Here is a 13,484-nt window from a genome sequence, read left to right on the forward strand (position 1 = left end):
CGACTGCGGTTGCAGGCGCACGCAAGTCGGTCGGTGTGCGTTTGCCGATGGAGCTCCCGCCCGTCGTGACCGTTGCACGGCGGCACCGGCACGTAAGACCCGTTCGTTCCAATGCTCGGTGCGGGGACGACCTGCGCTCGCTCGTCGACCTGCGCACGCCGGCAGCCTCCACCTCCCTAGACTCAACCCGATGACATCTGAACTCCCCCCTCAGCTGCCGCTCGACTCTCCCGCGCCGGCCTCGTCAAGGTTCGGGACTGTCGCCGCGGCATCCGTCATGGCCGAGTGCTTGCGCGTCCACGCCGACGTCCCGCCTCGCGGCGCGCTCGCGCGGGTCTTCGGGCGGTCTCCGTTGTCGGACGAGTCTCGCCCCTGGTACGTCGGCGCGCTCGGTGAGATCGACGTCGCCCGCCGTCTTGACTCACTCGGCGAAGGTTGGACCGTCCTCCACTCGGTGCCGATCGGGACGCGCGGTAGCGATATCGACCACGTCGTCGTCGGAGCCTCGGGTGTGTTCACGATCAACACCAAGTTCCATGAGGACGCGCGGGTGTGGGTCGGCAGCCGCCGACTGCTCGTCAACGGACAGGCGAAGGACCATCTGCGCAACACTCGCTTCGAGGCGGCGAGGACTCAGAAAATCCTGTCCGCGGCCGCGGGGACCGACGTTCCCACGGCCGGAGTCATCGCCATCGTCGGCGCCAAGCAGATCACCATCCGTGAACAGCCTGCGGATTTCGCGGTGGTGGATGCCGCGAGACTCACCCGTTGGCTGAAGAAACAGCCGCCGCGGCTCGATCAGACGCAGACGGCTGAGTTGTCAGCGCTGGTTCGCGATGCCACGACGTGGACCGCCGAGCCGCAGCACGAGCCCGACATACCCGGCTTCGATGCGCTGCATCGTGAGGTCGTCGGCGCGAAACGCGTTCGCATGATCTGGAGCGCTGGCCTGCTGGTTGCGGTCATGGGTGTCACCGTCCCAATGGCGCTCGGCTTCTACGGTCGCCTTCTCGGTGGCTAGACCCAGCACTCGAGAGTCTCGCTGTGTGGCGGTGGAGGCGCACGCCAGCACAGCCCGCGACTGGTCACCGACCACCGAGCGAAAGCTCGCAAACGAGCGTCGACAGATGCACAGCCGTCGGCGCACCAATGCCGCGCGCGTCCTATTTGGACTTGCTGCGAATCTGTAGGCCACCGGCGGGTCGTGGTTCCAACACGAACAATCCGATCACTTTCACAAGGTCGGAGAGCTTGGCGTAGCCCCAGTTGCGCGAATCGAAGTCGGGCTGCTGCTTGCGCATGAGCGAGCCGACGTTGGAGAGGTTGGCCCAACCCTCTTCGCCGGACGCCGTTGTAATGCATGAACGGAGACCCGCCACGAGCTTGGTGTCCTGCCGAAGCTCCGACGCCGACTTCCGTGCGGGCGCCGCGGCGGCGGGCTCATCTTTGGGCACCTCGAGCACATCAAGATAAGTGAAGGTGTCGCACGCGTTTCTAAACGCCGCCGGAGTCTTCCGTTCACCGAACCCGTGCACAGTGACGCCCTCCTCACGGATGCGCGTCGCAAGGCGCGTGAAGTCGCTGTCCGACGAAACGATGCAGAATCCGCTGAAGCGACGCGTATACAGCAGATCCATCGCATCGATGATCAGAGCGCTGTCGGTCGCGTTCTTGCCTACGGTGTTCGCGAATTGCTGCACTGGTTGGATGACGTGCTCGTTCGCCGTCTGCTTCCATGTGCTGAGCTGCGTGTTCGTCCAATCTCCGTATATGCGCTTGACAGACGCCGTGCCGAATCGGGCAACCTCCGTGAGGACTGCACCAATCTTGGATGCCGAGACGTTGTCGGCGTCGATCAGTACCGCGAGGAGATCAGCGGATTGTCCCATTGCTCAAGCATGGCAGGGCGAAGCCCCGAGCCTCGAGCTCGAAGCGCCGAGCCTCGATCTCAAGGATGCACCGCGGCTTCCGGGCTCCCCCGGTTCCTTCATCTCGAGGGGACGCCGTTGTACCGATTGCTGAGGAGCAGCCAGTCTGCGACCACCTCTGGAGAGATCGCCACGTCGGCAACGAAGACGCCCTGCGCTCCACCGCTGAGCCATTCTTCGATGCTGTTTAGTTGTGCGAGCGTGCGGATCTTCGCGCCGGATCCGCCCATGGCTCGCGCAACTGCGGCGAAGTCGACTTCGCTGAAGCGCATCGAGCTCGTGTCGAGTCCGCGGGCGCCGTACTGATGCACTTCCATTCCGAAGGCAGCATCGTTCATGACGATCACCAGCGCTGAGGGCACCTCCCGGACCAGTGTGTCCAGTTCACTCAACTCCATGAGGAAGCCACCGTCTCCAGTTACGAGCACCGGCAGTCGATCGGTGCGCGCTGCCGCAACGCCGATAAGTGAACCTGCCCCGAGTCCGATGCAGTGAAGCCCGAGGCCAGGAAGGAGCATGGCCTCTGGATCCGGAGCGCTCAGGTGACGAGGCGCCCACCCCATGAAGTGTCCATTGTCTTGGGTGATTGTCCGCTCCGCGGGGAGGATGTCCTCGAGCTGTTCCATCACCGCGCGCGGGTCAAGTCGACCGTCGGGCGCGAGTTCCTCGAAGGCCTCGGGATCCCGTTGAGGCAGGATCGCGCCAGCTCTCCATCCAGCCTGGTTCCCGGCGGCGAGACTGTTCAGCACGGAGACAGCGAACGCTCGCGCATCCGCCCGATGAAAGGCGTTGACACGTGGGTGCGTCGCACCGGAGAGGGTGTCGACTTGAATGACGTGTGCACCATCGTCGATCAGCGAGTTGTAGCGCATCTGCCAGAGATTCATGCTCGCGCCGACGACGAGGACGACGTCTGCCTGTTTGATCAGGTCCGCGGCTTCCGGCGTCGAGAAGCCACCGGCGATCCCGAGATCCCACGGTGAGTCGACAACCCCGTGTGCCATGAGCGAGCTGACGGACAGTGCCCCTACCCGGTCGCCGATTTCTCGCAGTGCTTCTCCTGCCTGAGCGATCACGGCGCCGCGGCCCGCGAGGATCAGCGGCCGATGCGCTCTCAGCAAGATCCCCGCAACCTCCGCGGCATCCTCGCGCGACACCGGTTCAGCGACCGCGAGTTCATGGGTGCGCAGCACGTCGTCGGAAGAGAGAGTGGGGACTGAACCGTTCGGAGCTGCGGGTGCGTCAACGAGGTCGTACGGAAGCGCAACGATGACCGGAACGCGGTCGCGTCGGGCGATCTCGTAGGCGAGCTCAGTCTGCGCGGCGGCGTCGTGGGTGCCGACGACGAGCGTCCGCACGTACACGGCGGCCGCAGCTGCGAGCTGGTCGATGTCAATCGCGCGAGGGCCGCTCGTCGGCGCGGTGCCCACGATGACCACCGCCGGGACGCGGGTCAGCCGAGCTTCCGCCAGCGAGGTCAGCAGGTTGGTGAAACCTGCACCGTACGTGGCGGAGGCTGCCGCGACACCGCCGCCGGCGAGCGCAAAGCTATGCGCTGCAGCAACGGTCGCGGTCTCGTGTCGGACGTCGACCACACGATGCCCGCGAGAGGTCAGGCTTGCGACGAAGTGCGCGTTGCCGTTGCCCATCAGGCTGAAGACGACCGGGCTGTGGCGGGCGACAACGTCAGCGACGACATCCGCGACGGTCTTGGGGCGTTCCATCGAGGTGCTCCTAGGGCTGGCAGCGAGGGATCGTGGCTGCCCTGCGAGGGTGGTTCCGGAAGTCATGTGTTCTCGCTCCCGCGTTGGGCGATGAGGCGCGGTCCGCGATCTCGGAGCGCGGCGATGGACGGTGCACCCACGAGCGCCATCGTGCGAGCCAGTTCGGCGTGGAGGATCGCCAGCACGCGTGCGACGCCGTCACCTCCCCCGGCAGCAAGTCCCCAGATGTAAGGACGGCCGATGAAGGCGGCATCCGCGCCGAGCGCGAGTGCGAACGCGACGTCTCCGCCGTTCCGAACGCCGGAATCGACGACCACAAGGGCATCTCGACCCAGTGCCGCGCGGACGGGTCCGGTGAGTTCGATAGGCGCGATCACCCTATCGAGCTGGCGACCGCCGTGGTTGGAGAGGTGAACGCCGTCGACACCGAGTTCCTGTGCGCGCACGGCGTCGTGGGGCCCGATTGGTCCTTTCAAGAGCAAAGTCCGCGGCCAGAGTTTCCGGATCCGGGCGATCTCATCCCAGTCGAGTGCGGCGTCGAACCCGGCGGTGATGTCGGCGATCGAGCCGCCCGGTAGAGTTCCCGATCGGACACTCTTCTTCACCTGTACGAAGTCAAATGACTCGTTCGCCAGCATGCTCGACCAGTAGCGCGGCTTGACGGCGATTCCTCCGAGGGTGGCAAGCGTCATTCGCGGCGGAATGATGAGTCCGTTGCGGCGATCCCGTACGCGATTACCCGCGACCGCCGTGTCGACCGCGACTTCGAGGACCGGTGAGCCGGCCGCGTCCGCCCGACGGATCAGGTCGTTCGTGACGTCGCGGTCGCGCATCGTGTACAGCTGTGACCAGGGCGCCGTGCTCGCGGCTGCCACGTCCTCGATCGTTGTGGTCGCCACCGTCGACAGCACGTACGGAACTCCGGCTGCGGCGGCAGCTTCCGCGACCCCGATTTCTCCGGCGGGGTGGATCATCCGTGTGTACCCGGTGGGCGCCAGTCCGATCGGCATCGCCCACTTGTCCCCCGCGAGCGTCTTCGACGTGTCGACGACGTCAGCAGGGACGAGCGAGTCGGGCTGCCAGCGAAGCCGGTTGAATGCCGCCCGATTCGCCTCCAGGGTGGTCTCGGTGTCGGCACCTCCGTCGACATAGTCGGAGATGCCGCGCGGCAGCGCTCGCAATGCCGCGCGATGGACGTCACCGATCGTGTGGAGATGTGAGTACGCCCCCGTCGCCCGTCCTCTCGTCAGTCCGATGAATTGGAATGCCTCACTCAGCTTCATCGGTTCACACCCGGATGGCGACGGAGGCACCGTGTGCGGGGAATCCCTCGTGCTCAGCGAAGGCGAGGACGGTGGGCGCGAGGGCGCGCAGTCCGTCCGGCGTGGCTCGTGCGACTGCGCGCTTCTTGCGGAAGGTGTGTGCGGTGATGCCGCTCGACACTTTCGCATACCCACTCGTCGGCAGAGCCGCGGGACATCCGAGGACGAAGTTCGCCATGGAAACCGTGGTGTATTGACCGACAAGGATCTCGGCGGCATCGGTGAGGAGGTCGAGTGTGCTCTCCTCGTCCCGGACGACAAGCTGCATGTGCTCGGGGGCGTAGACGTTGGCGACCTCTGCGCCTTCTTCGATGGAGTCAACGAGGACCGCGCCGCCATTGCGCATCGCCAGCCGGGCGTATTCGTCTCGCGGTGCCGGCAGCTCGGCAATCTGCACAGCAAGCTCGATCTGCACGGCTGCGAGCAGTTCTTCGGACGGCGTGACGAGGACGCTCGACGAGTCCGGCCCGTGTTCCGCTTCGTTGAGCAGGTCCGCTGCGAGCAACCGCGGGTCAGCGGAATCGTCCGCCAGGATCAGGCTCTCGCTGGGCCCGAGAAGCATGTTGCTGACCACTCCGAACCGCTGCACCTCGATTTGGGCGACGGCCACGGGCGGACTACCCGGACCGACCACCTTCCGCACGGCGGGGACACTCTGGGTGCCGAAGGCGAGCGCGCCGATTCCGGCCGGGCCGTTGGCTCGGAACACGTCGGTGATCCCGAGTTCGCGCGCGACCACGAGCACCGCGGGGTCGACCTTGCCGCCTGTTCCCGGGACCGGTGGGGTAACGACGGCAATACGCTGAACACCAGCGACCACGGCCGGCGTTCCCAGTTGGACGAGCACAGACGGGAATGAGCCCTTGCCTGCGGGTACGAACAGGCCGACGCTCTCGATGGGGCTCGTGCGCTCACCGACCATGACTCCGGGCGCGGTTTCAAAGCTCCAGTCCGCGTCCTCGGCGATGAGCTGCTCGTTGTAGCGACGGACGAAGGCGATGGATTCGCGGATCGCGGCCAGCATTTCCGGGTTGATCGAGTCCGCTGCGGCGTCGAACTCTTCGTCGGAGACGCGGATGTCAGAGCGGTCCACTTCGACTTTGTCGAATTTGGCGAGGGCGCGGATGAGGGCGTCGTCCCCGTTGTCTCGTACGTCCTCCAGGATCTCGAGGACGGATTCCCTCAGTTCGGGGTCGAAAACGCGACCGATACCCCGCGTTGTGAGATCGTCGCGCTCAGCGTCGGACATGTCTGCCCAACGGCCGCGTTCGCGAATGGATTGTGAGGTCATGATGGTGCTCGCTCTCATGTGTCAGATGTTGCGTCCGCCGTCGATTGTTATCGCGGCGCCGGTGAGGAAGGGGGCTTGCGGTCCGAGGAGGAACTCGAGGAGCGCTCCGATCTCATCGAGCTGCCCGAAGCGTCCTGCGGGGATGTGCTGCAGTAGCACTCTCGATGTGATCGGATCGCTGAGCCAGTCGCTCGTCATCCTCGATGGGAAGTACCCGGGGCAGACGGATGTCACCGAGATCCCGTCGGCGCTCCACTCGAGAGCAAGTGTCTTCGCCAGCGCGAGGGCCGCCGCCTTGCTGGCGTTGTAGTCGGCGAATCCTGCCTCGGGGCGGATCGCATTCACGGACGCATTGATCACCAGCGTGCCGGGCCGGGTGAGATGACGGTAAGCAGCCTGCGCCACCACGAGCGGACCCACCGCGTTGACTTCCATGACCTGTCGGTAGCGCTCGGGGTCAAGGTCTTGAGCGGCTTTGCCTTCGCCGTCGATGCCAGCGTTGGCGAACACCCCGTCGAGACCACCGAAGATGGCGGCAGCGGTATCGAAAGCCGTCGCTACGCTCCTCGGGTCCGTGACGTCGGCGACGGCGCCCAGCTCGGAAACTCCCGCCTCAAGAGCGTCGCCGACGGTCGCCGCGCTGGTTCCGGTGATGAGTACCCGGTGTCCACGCTCCGAAAGGTACGCAGCAACAGCCCGACCGATGCCGCTCGTACCACCGGTGATGAGGTAGCGCCGAGTCATGCGAGGGTCACCACGATCTTGCCGAGCGTAGGAGTGGGCTCAGCGAGGCGCTTCGCCAGCTCGTCGAGGACGATCCTGTCACTGACGACGTCGGCGAAGGCGGACGGCGACGCTGCCAAGACGGCGAGCGCAGTCGGGATACCGTCATCGTCGAAGCCGATGGAAGGCGCAATGGTGACGCACTTCTCGACGAGCTCCTGAGCGGAGACATCGATCGCGTGGTCACCCAGCGCCACCACGACGACCGTTCCGCCTCGGCGGACGGCGGTGAAGGCGGTGGCCACCGACCCCGGATATCCGGCCGCGTCGATAACTGCATCGACGCGTTCCCTGCCTGTGGAAGCCGAGATCGCCCCGCGCGCCGCGGCGGCGGCCAGCCGGCCGGGGTCGGATTCGGCGACGATGACGTCGATGCCGCGGCTTCGGAGCACGAGGTGGCTGAGCGCTCCGATCGGTCCGTACCCGAGGATCAACACCCGCGCGGCATCGCGAGGCAGCCGGAGGAGCGCACTCAGGACGACCGCCAACGGCTCGGCGAGGACTGCGACCTCCATCGGGAGGATGGCCGCATCGAACGGATAGACGCCGGCCGCTGGCACAACCACCTCTTCGGCGAAGCCCCCCGGTCGAGACTCCCCGAGCCACGTCAATCGAGCACACAGCTGTGGAGCGACGGCACAGTCAGCGCAGGCGCGGCAGGGTATGCGGGAGTCGATGGCCACAGCCGTGCCCACCGCGAGGTCCGGACTGCGGCTCTCGGTGATCGTTCCCACCACCTCATGGCCCAGCGTGGCAGGCCAGTACTCGATCCACGCGCCCGTCTGCACAGCGTGAATGTCGGACCCGCACACACCTGCCGCGGCGACTCCCACCCGCACCTCGTTCTCCCCGATGTCGGGTGCCGAGATCTCACCGACATCCGTCATGAGGTCTCGATGCACGCGAAGAGCGCGGACGGTGTGTGTCATGGCGTCCATGTAAGCACCACATGTCTGTTGCGTTGGCCCGTCGTCGGGATCGCGCGTCTGATATTTCAGACGATGGCTTCGCGCGCGGAATCCGAAATATCAGACGAAGGGAAGCGCCTCGTCCTCGAGTGCCGATAGCCGCGCCATTAGCGTGAATCGCATGGATCAGACAGCATCGACCGCCAGTCAGCGACCGCTCGCGCGGGAGGCTCGCGATCTCTATCACTCAGGTCACGAGTCGCAAGCACAGGCGGCGCTCGTCCTCCTCATCGGCGAGGTCACGGGTGTCGGAGCGTCGCGGGTGACGATCAATCGGGACGTGTACAGCCTGAATTCACTCAACGGGACCACGGAGCTCAACGATGGCCGCCGATTCTTCTTCAAGTTCCACGCCGAAGAAGGTGAGGACGAGACGATCCAGGAGTACTACAACGCCGAGCTCCTCGACGAGGCAGGCTACCCCGTCGACGTCCCGGTGTTCGCGTGCGGCGAGCCCGGTAGGCAGATTCTGATCTACCACCTCAGAAGCGACGACAGGCTGTCCGACGTGTGTCGTTCCGCGGAGGCAGACGGATTTTTCCCCGACTCCATCACGCGGACGGAGGTGTTGTCCGCTCAACGCGAGCTCGACGTCCTCAGCGCGACACGCATGATCGCAACGCTGCACGAAGCGAGTATCACGGAGCTCGCCGGCGAACCGGTTCATCGGTTGTTCCGTGATCGCCTCCTGGACGTCGACGGCATCCGCGAGCCCGGCGAAGGAGGGCGTGTGGCGCGCTTCTATGCCGCGAAGGAGCACGCGCTCGGAGATGTCGTACTTTCGTGGGAGGCGATTCGGGATGCCACATGGGTCATCAACGGCGTCGAATACGAGGAGACGATCGGCGCCATCCTCGCCGACGCCGCAGACGCGCTGTCGCCTGGCCACCTCGGGCCGGCCGCGGTCGTGGCTCACGGCGATGCACACAATGCCAACGTGTGGTTCGAACGGGAGGCTTCGGGCGAAGCCAGACTCGTGCAGTTCGACCCTGCACTCGCCGGGAAGCACATGCCCGCTCTCCTCGCGGAAGTGAAGGCAACGTTCCACAACATCTTCGCGCACCCCTTCTGGCTGTACGAGCCTGCGGTCGCCTCAGATCGGTACACCGCGACCGTGAGCTTTCGGAATGGCGTCCTCGAGGTCGACCACGACTTTCAGCTGAGCGATATGCGGGCCGACTTCCTCACTTCCAAGGTCGCCCATGTCTGGCGACCGCTCCTGTCTGAGATGGCCGCACGTGACATCCTCCCGGTGGACTGGGAACGGATTATGCGAAGGGCGTTGTTCTGTTGCCCGACGCTCGTGCATGAGTTGCGTGCGGGTGGACCCACGGGTCATACACCCACCTCGGCCGCGATCGGGTGGTCTATGGCTGTGGCCGCCGGCACCGCTTCCGTCGCCGGGGAAGACGTATTCTCGCGGTTCTTCACGGAGATCACCCCGACGACGGTGCGCCACTGACCCGCGAACACGCCGAGCCGGACGAACTCAGCCTGCGAGTGCGGCGCGGGACGATCCCGCGGTGCCACCAAGACGCCGGGTGAGTCGGGCTGCGGCATCATGGACGGCGCGTCCGATGCGTGCCCGTGCCGCCTCGTCCGATTCTCGACCGGCGAGAAATGAGACAGAGAAGCTCGCGACGGGCATCGCGTGCTTGTCGATCACCGCCGCAGCGATGCACGCAACTCCGTCCGTGGTGTGACCGTCCTCGATACTCCAGCCGCGTGCGCGGTCGGCCGCGAGCAGCTCCTTCAGTTCACGTATGGAGTGAGGTCCACGGCCCGTGCGATCGATGAAAACGTTGTGCGTCCCGAAGGTCGCGGTCACCTGCTGGGGCGAGAGCATCGCGAGCATCGACCGCCCGGTCGCAGTGAGCTGAGCGGGAAGACGGACGCCGATATCGGTGACGAGAGTCGCTGCGTGGGGCGGCTGCTCCTTGAGGAGGTAGAGCACTTCGTGTCCGTACAGCATGCCGAAGTGCGCGGTGTGCCGCACTGCCGACGAGAGCTCTCTCAGAAGAGGTCGGGCGAGGTGCTCGAGAGGCTGGTGCCGGAGGTAGGCGGTACCGAGCTCGAAGACGCCGCTGGCGAGCGTGTAGCCCTGCGCTTCGGGAATGTGCAGAACGAGCCCTTCGTCCGCGAGGACCTGGAGGATTTGGTACGTCGAACTGCGCGGCAGATCAAGTCGTCGTGCGATCGCCGCGGCGCCGACGGGCTCGGTCCTCCCCGCAAGGAGGCGCAAGATCGCCACGCCGTGTCGCAACGCGGGCATTCGTGGGCCGAGAGAGACGTCCGTCATTGCGGTATCCCGACCACATCCCCGTGGCGCACGGTCGGCCCGGCGGGCGCAGCGTCCCGGATGAGGTCGACTGCTCTCTCGGCGACTGTCATGACCAGCCCGACGGGGTTCAGCGCGGAGAGGGACGGCAAGACGGAAGCATCGACAACGCGGAGACCTGATGCCCCTCGCACCCGGAGTTCGCTGTCGAGGACAGCGAGTGGATCGCCATCGGCCCCCATTCGACACGTGCACGAGACGTGGTACACGGTCTGGTGGGTAGCCCGCAGGACTTCCGAGAGCTCTTTGTCGGACTGGACATGCGCACCGGGGAACACCTCGCGCACGAGGTGGGAGGCGAACGGTTCTTGCTCGGCGACGCGTCGGGCGAGTCGGATGCCTTCGATAAGCATCCGTTCGTCGCGTCCGGTCGCATCCGTGAACGCGCGATAGTCGATTGATGGAGCCGCATCCGGCTCTGACGAGGTGATCCACACTCTGCCGCGGCTGCGAGGCTTTGCCACGTTGGGTGCGAAAGACACGTGGTTGTCGGGGATCTCCGCGCCGTAGCGTTCTGCGTGAACAGCCCATGAGTGCAAGGGGATGTGCGTGGAGATGTCCGGGACCGCACTCGCCTCGTCCACGCGCAGCGCGTATCCCGCGTCCCAGCCCGTTGCGCACACGTCGCTTCGTTCGCCCCGCGCCTCCCACACGATGAGACCCTCCGCATGATCCTGGAGATTCTCCCCGACGCCGGGGAGCTCGATCAGCACGTCGATGCCCGCGGCGTCCAGAACGGGCTTCGGACCGATGCCCGAGCGCATGAGAAGCGCGGGACTGTCGATGGCGCCGCAGCTGATGATCACCTCACGCCGGGCGTGCAGTGTGCGTTCTTCCCCCGCCACGAGGGTTCTCACGCCCACCGCGCGCCACGCGTCCAGGATCACCGTGTCCACGAGCGCCTCGAGGACGATTGTGAGATTCGCGCGCTCGACGCCGTGCAGGTACGCACGGGAGGTCGACGACCGCAGGTTGGTCGCAGGGTCGTACCCGATCTCGAAGAATCCGGCGCCCTCGGTGAATTCCGTGTCGTTCCACGTTGCTCGTGGAGGCAGCCCGAGAGCGGATGCCGCTGCGGCGACGGCATCCGCGACATACGGATTCTGATCGTTTGCGTCCACCGGAGCGATCGGGGCCGCGATGCGGTCGTAGTAAGGGGATATTGTTTCGTACGCCCAGCCCGCGACGCCCATCGCGGCCCATTCGTCGAGGTCACCGCGCAGCGGTCGCCAGCTGATCATGGTGTTCGCAGTCGAGCAGCCGCCGAGGATCCGGAGCCGAGATTGCCGGATAAAGGAATTTCCGCGTTCCTGCTCGACGCTGCGGTAGTCCCGGTCGTACTCGCCCTCCAGCATCTCCGCCCACCGCCGGATGGATCCGGCCCGTTCTTCGTGCTCGTCACTAGGACCGGCCTCGACCAGGCACACGGTGACGGTGGGGTCCTCGCTCAATCGGGCGGCGACAATGCAACCGGCGGTGCCACCGCCGACCACGATGTAGTCGAAGGTGTCGCCGGCGTCAGACATGGTGGATGAGTCCGAGAATCTCGCTGTAGTAGTGGTGGAACTCCGGGCTGCCGATGATCTCCGGGTCGCGAGGGCGTGGAAGCTCGATGTCGAACTCCGCACGGACCTTGCCCGGTCGGGGTGTCATCGCCACGACGCGGTCCGAGAGGAATACGGCCTCTTCGATATCGTGCGTGATGAGCATGACCGTCATCCGGTTGCGCTCCCACACCGTCGTCAGCAGTTCCTGCATCGTTCGGCGCGTGAGCGCGTCGAGTGCGCCGAACGGCTCGTCCATGAGCAGCACTTCGGGGCCGTAGGCCAGGGAGCGCGCGAGCGCGACGCGCTGCTGCATGCCACCCGACAACTGTGCCGGGAAGGAGTCTTCGAAGCCTGCGAGTCCCACCTGAGAGAGCACATCCCTCGCGCGATCGGTTCGTTCGCGCCGCGACATGTCGGCTTCCCCTCGCAGGGCGAAGATGACGTTGTCGATGGCGGACAGCCAGGGAAGCAGAGTCGCCGATTGGAAAACGACTCCGCGGTCACGGCCTGGTCCCCGGATAGCGGTTCCGTTGATAGAAGTTTCGCCATCGGTCGGCGCTTCGAGGCCGGCGATGATCGAGAGCAACGTGCTCTTGCCACATCCAGATGCTCCGACCACGGAGACGAACTCGCGGTCACCGAGGGTGAGCGTGACGTCACTGAGAGCGTGGACTTCTCCGAAGCTCTTGTTGACACTGTCGACGAAGACCTTCGGCTGTGCGATCGTGACTGACGACATCAGGAACGTCCCTTCAAGTAACGGAAGAAGTTGCGGCCGAGCGCTCGCATGATCTGGTCGAAGATCAACCCGAGCAGCCCGAGCACGATCACGTAGCCGATGATGAGGTCCGTTTCGAGAAAGCGCTGGGCCTGGGTGATGCGGTAGCCCATGCCCGAGGTGGCGGCGACGAGCTCCGCGACGACAAGCCAGGTCCAGGCCCATCCGAGGCTGATGCGCAGCGCATCCCAGATGCGTGGCAGCGCCGCGGGAAAGATGATCCGGACCAGGATCTGGGTGCGCGTGAGACCGAGGGTCGCGCCGAGGTTTCGATACGAGACCGGCACGCGACGCACGGCATCTGAGAACAACAGAACCTGTTGGAAGAACGTGCCGAGGAAGATGATGAGGAACTTCTGCGTGTCGTCGGTACCGACCCAGAGGATGGTCAAAGGGACGAACGCGACGACCGGCATATACCGGATGAAGTCGATGATGGGCTCGACGGCCGCTTCGACACGGGCGAGCGAACCGCACAGGACGCCGAGCGGCACGGCCAGCACCGTGCTGGCGAGGAACCCGACCATGACCCGGTACGTGCTCACACCGATATCCGCCCAGAGCTCGCCATTGGCGGCTTGCTCTCCCAACTTCTGGACCACGGCGATCGGAGAGGGGAGGAACAGGGGATTGACCAGCTCCGACACCGTGATGGCGGTCCAGACGGCCAGGAGTGCGATGAATCCAAGCACCGAAATCGTCACGTACTGACGCCGCGTGAGCGGTGCGCCGGCGATGGGGCGGGCGGCACCCGCCGCGCGCTTGCTGCGCGCGGCGGGTGCTGTGGCTGGTGAGATCGTCATCG

The 13,484-nt window shown here is 65.6% G+C and carries 12 protein-coding genes; 2 read left to right on the forward strand and 10 right to left on the reverse strand.

Going from position 1 to position 13,484, the window contains the following annotated elements; translation table 11 throughout:
- Positions 1 to 190: 190 nt before the first annotated feature.
- Positions 191 to 1,021 (forward strand): nuclease-related domain-containing protein, encoded by an 831-nt coding sequence (locus tag N4R40_RS01500; protein ID WP_261605601.1) that lies wholly within the window; start codon positions 191 to 193, stop codon positions 1,019 to 1,021.
- A gap of 142 nt (positions 1,022 to 1,163) precedes the next feature.
- Here the strand turns inward: N4R40_RS01500 and N4R40_RS01505 are convergent, their stop codons facing one another.
- From N4R40_RS01505 to N4R40_RS01530, 6 genes are all read right to left on the reverse strand, one after another.
- A complete protein-coding gene (locus N4R40_RS01505; RefSeq protein WP_261605602.1) occupies positions 1,164 to 1,889 on the reverse strand; it encodes an NYN domain-containing protein in 726 nt (241 codons plus the stop codon).
- 98 nt (positions 1,890 to 1,987) lie between these two features.
- Positions 1,988 to 3,652 carry a thiamine pyrophosphate-binding protein gene (locus N4R40_RS01510; protein WP_261605603.1) on the reverse strand — a complete coding sequence of 555 codons (1,665 nt, stop codon included), beginning with the start codon at positions 3,650 to 3,652 and terminating at the stop codon, positions 1,988 to 1,990.
- A gap of 62 nt (positions 3,653 to 3,714) precedes the next feature.
- Positions 3,715 to 4,935: an alpha-hydroxy acid oxidase gene (locus tag N4R40_RS01515; RefSeq protein ID WP_261605604.1), complete on the reverse strand. Its 1,221-nt coding sequence runs from the start codon at positions 4,933 to 4,935 to the stop codon at positions 3,715 to 3,717.
- 4 nt (positions 4,936 to 4,939) lie between these two features.
- Positions 4,940 to 6,265, reverse strand: coding sequence for a histidinol dehydrogenase (hisD, locus tag N4R40_RS01520; protein ID WP_261605605.1), 1,326 nt, complete (start codon positions 6,263 to 6,265; stop codon positions 4,940 to 4,942).
- Positions 6,266 to 6,286: 21 nt separating this feature from the next.
- Positions 6,287 to 7,009, reverse strand: coding sequence for an SDR family NAD(P)-dependent oxidoreductase (locus N4R40_RS01525; RefSeq protein WP_261605606.1), 723 nt, complete (start codon positions 7,007 to 7,009; stop codon positions 6,287 to 6,289).
- Entirely contained in the window at positions 7,006 to 7,977 is a 972-nt protein-coding gene (locus N4R40_RS01530) for an alcohol dehydrogenase catalytic domain-containing protein (RefSeq protein ID WP_261605607.1), read from the reverse strand. The genes N4R40_RS01525 and N4R40_RS01530 overlap by 4 nt, the downstream gene beginning before the upstream one ends.
- Positions 7,978 to 8,137: 160 nt before the next feature.
- On the opposite strand from N4R40_RS01530, the gene N4R40_RS01535 reads away from it, so the two are divergent.
- On the forward strand, positions 8,138 to 9,478 hold the full coding sequence (locus N4R40_RS01535) for a hypothetical protein (protein ID WP_261605608.1): 1,341 nt from the start codon (positions 8,138 to 8,140) through the stop codon (positions 9,476 to 9,478).
- Positions 9,479 to 9,505: 27 nt separating this feature from the next.
- Here the strand turns inward: N4R40_RS01535 and N4R40_RS01540 are convergent, their stop codons facing one another.
- The 4 genes from N4R40_RS01540 to N4R40_RS01555 are packed head-to-tail and all read right to left on the reverse strand — an operon-like array spanning position 9,506 to position 13,482.
- Positions 9,506 to 10,315, reverse strand: a complete 810-nt coding sequence (locus N4R40_RS01540) for an IclR family transcriptional regulator (protein ID WP_261605609.1) — start codon at positions 10,313 to 10,315, stop codon at positions 9,506 to 9,508.
- A complete protein-coding gene (locus N4R40_RS01545; RefSeq protein ID WP_261605610.1) occupies positions 10,312 to 11,880 on the reverse strand; it encodes a GMC family oxidoreductase in 1,569 nt (522 codons plus the stop codon). The genes N4R40_RS01540 and N4R40_RS01545 overlap by 4 nt, the downstream gene beginning before the upstream one ends.
- Positions 11,873 to 12,640, reverse strand: a complete 768-nt coding sequence (locus N4R40_RS01550) for an ABC transporter ATP-binding protein (RefSeq protein ID WP_261605611.1) — start codon at positions 12,638 to 12,640, stop codon at positions 11,873 to 11,875. The genes N4R40_RS01545 and N4R40_RS01550 overlap by 8 nt, the downstream gene beginning before the upstream one ends.
- Complete coding sequence (locus tag N4R40_RS01555; RefSeq protein WP_261605612.1) at positions 12,640 to 13,482, reverse strand: ABC transporter permease; 843 nt, start codon at positions 13,480 to 13,482, stop codon at positions 12,640 to 12,642. Before N4R40_RS01555 ends, N4R40_RS01550 begins: the two co-directional genes overlap by 1 nt.
- Between the last annotated feature and the right edge of the window lie 2 nt (positions 13,483 to 13,484).

The organism is Microbacterium memoriense (genome assembly GCF_025398275.1).
GTDB lineage: Bacteria > Actinomycetota > Actinomycetes > Actinomycetales > Microbacteriaceae > Microbacterium > Microbacterium memoriense.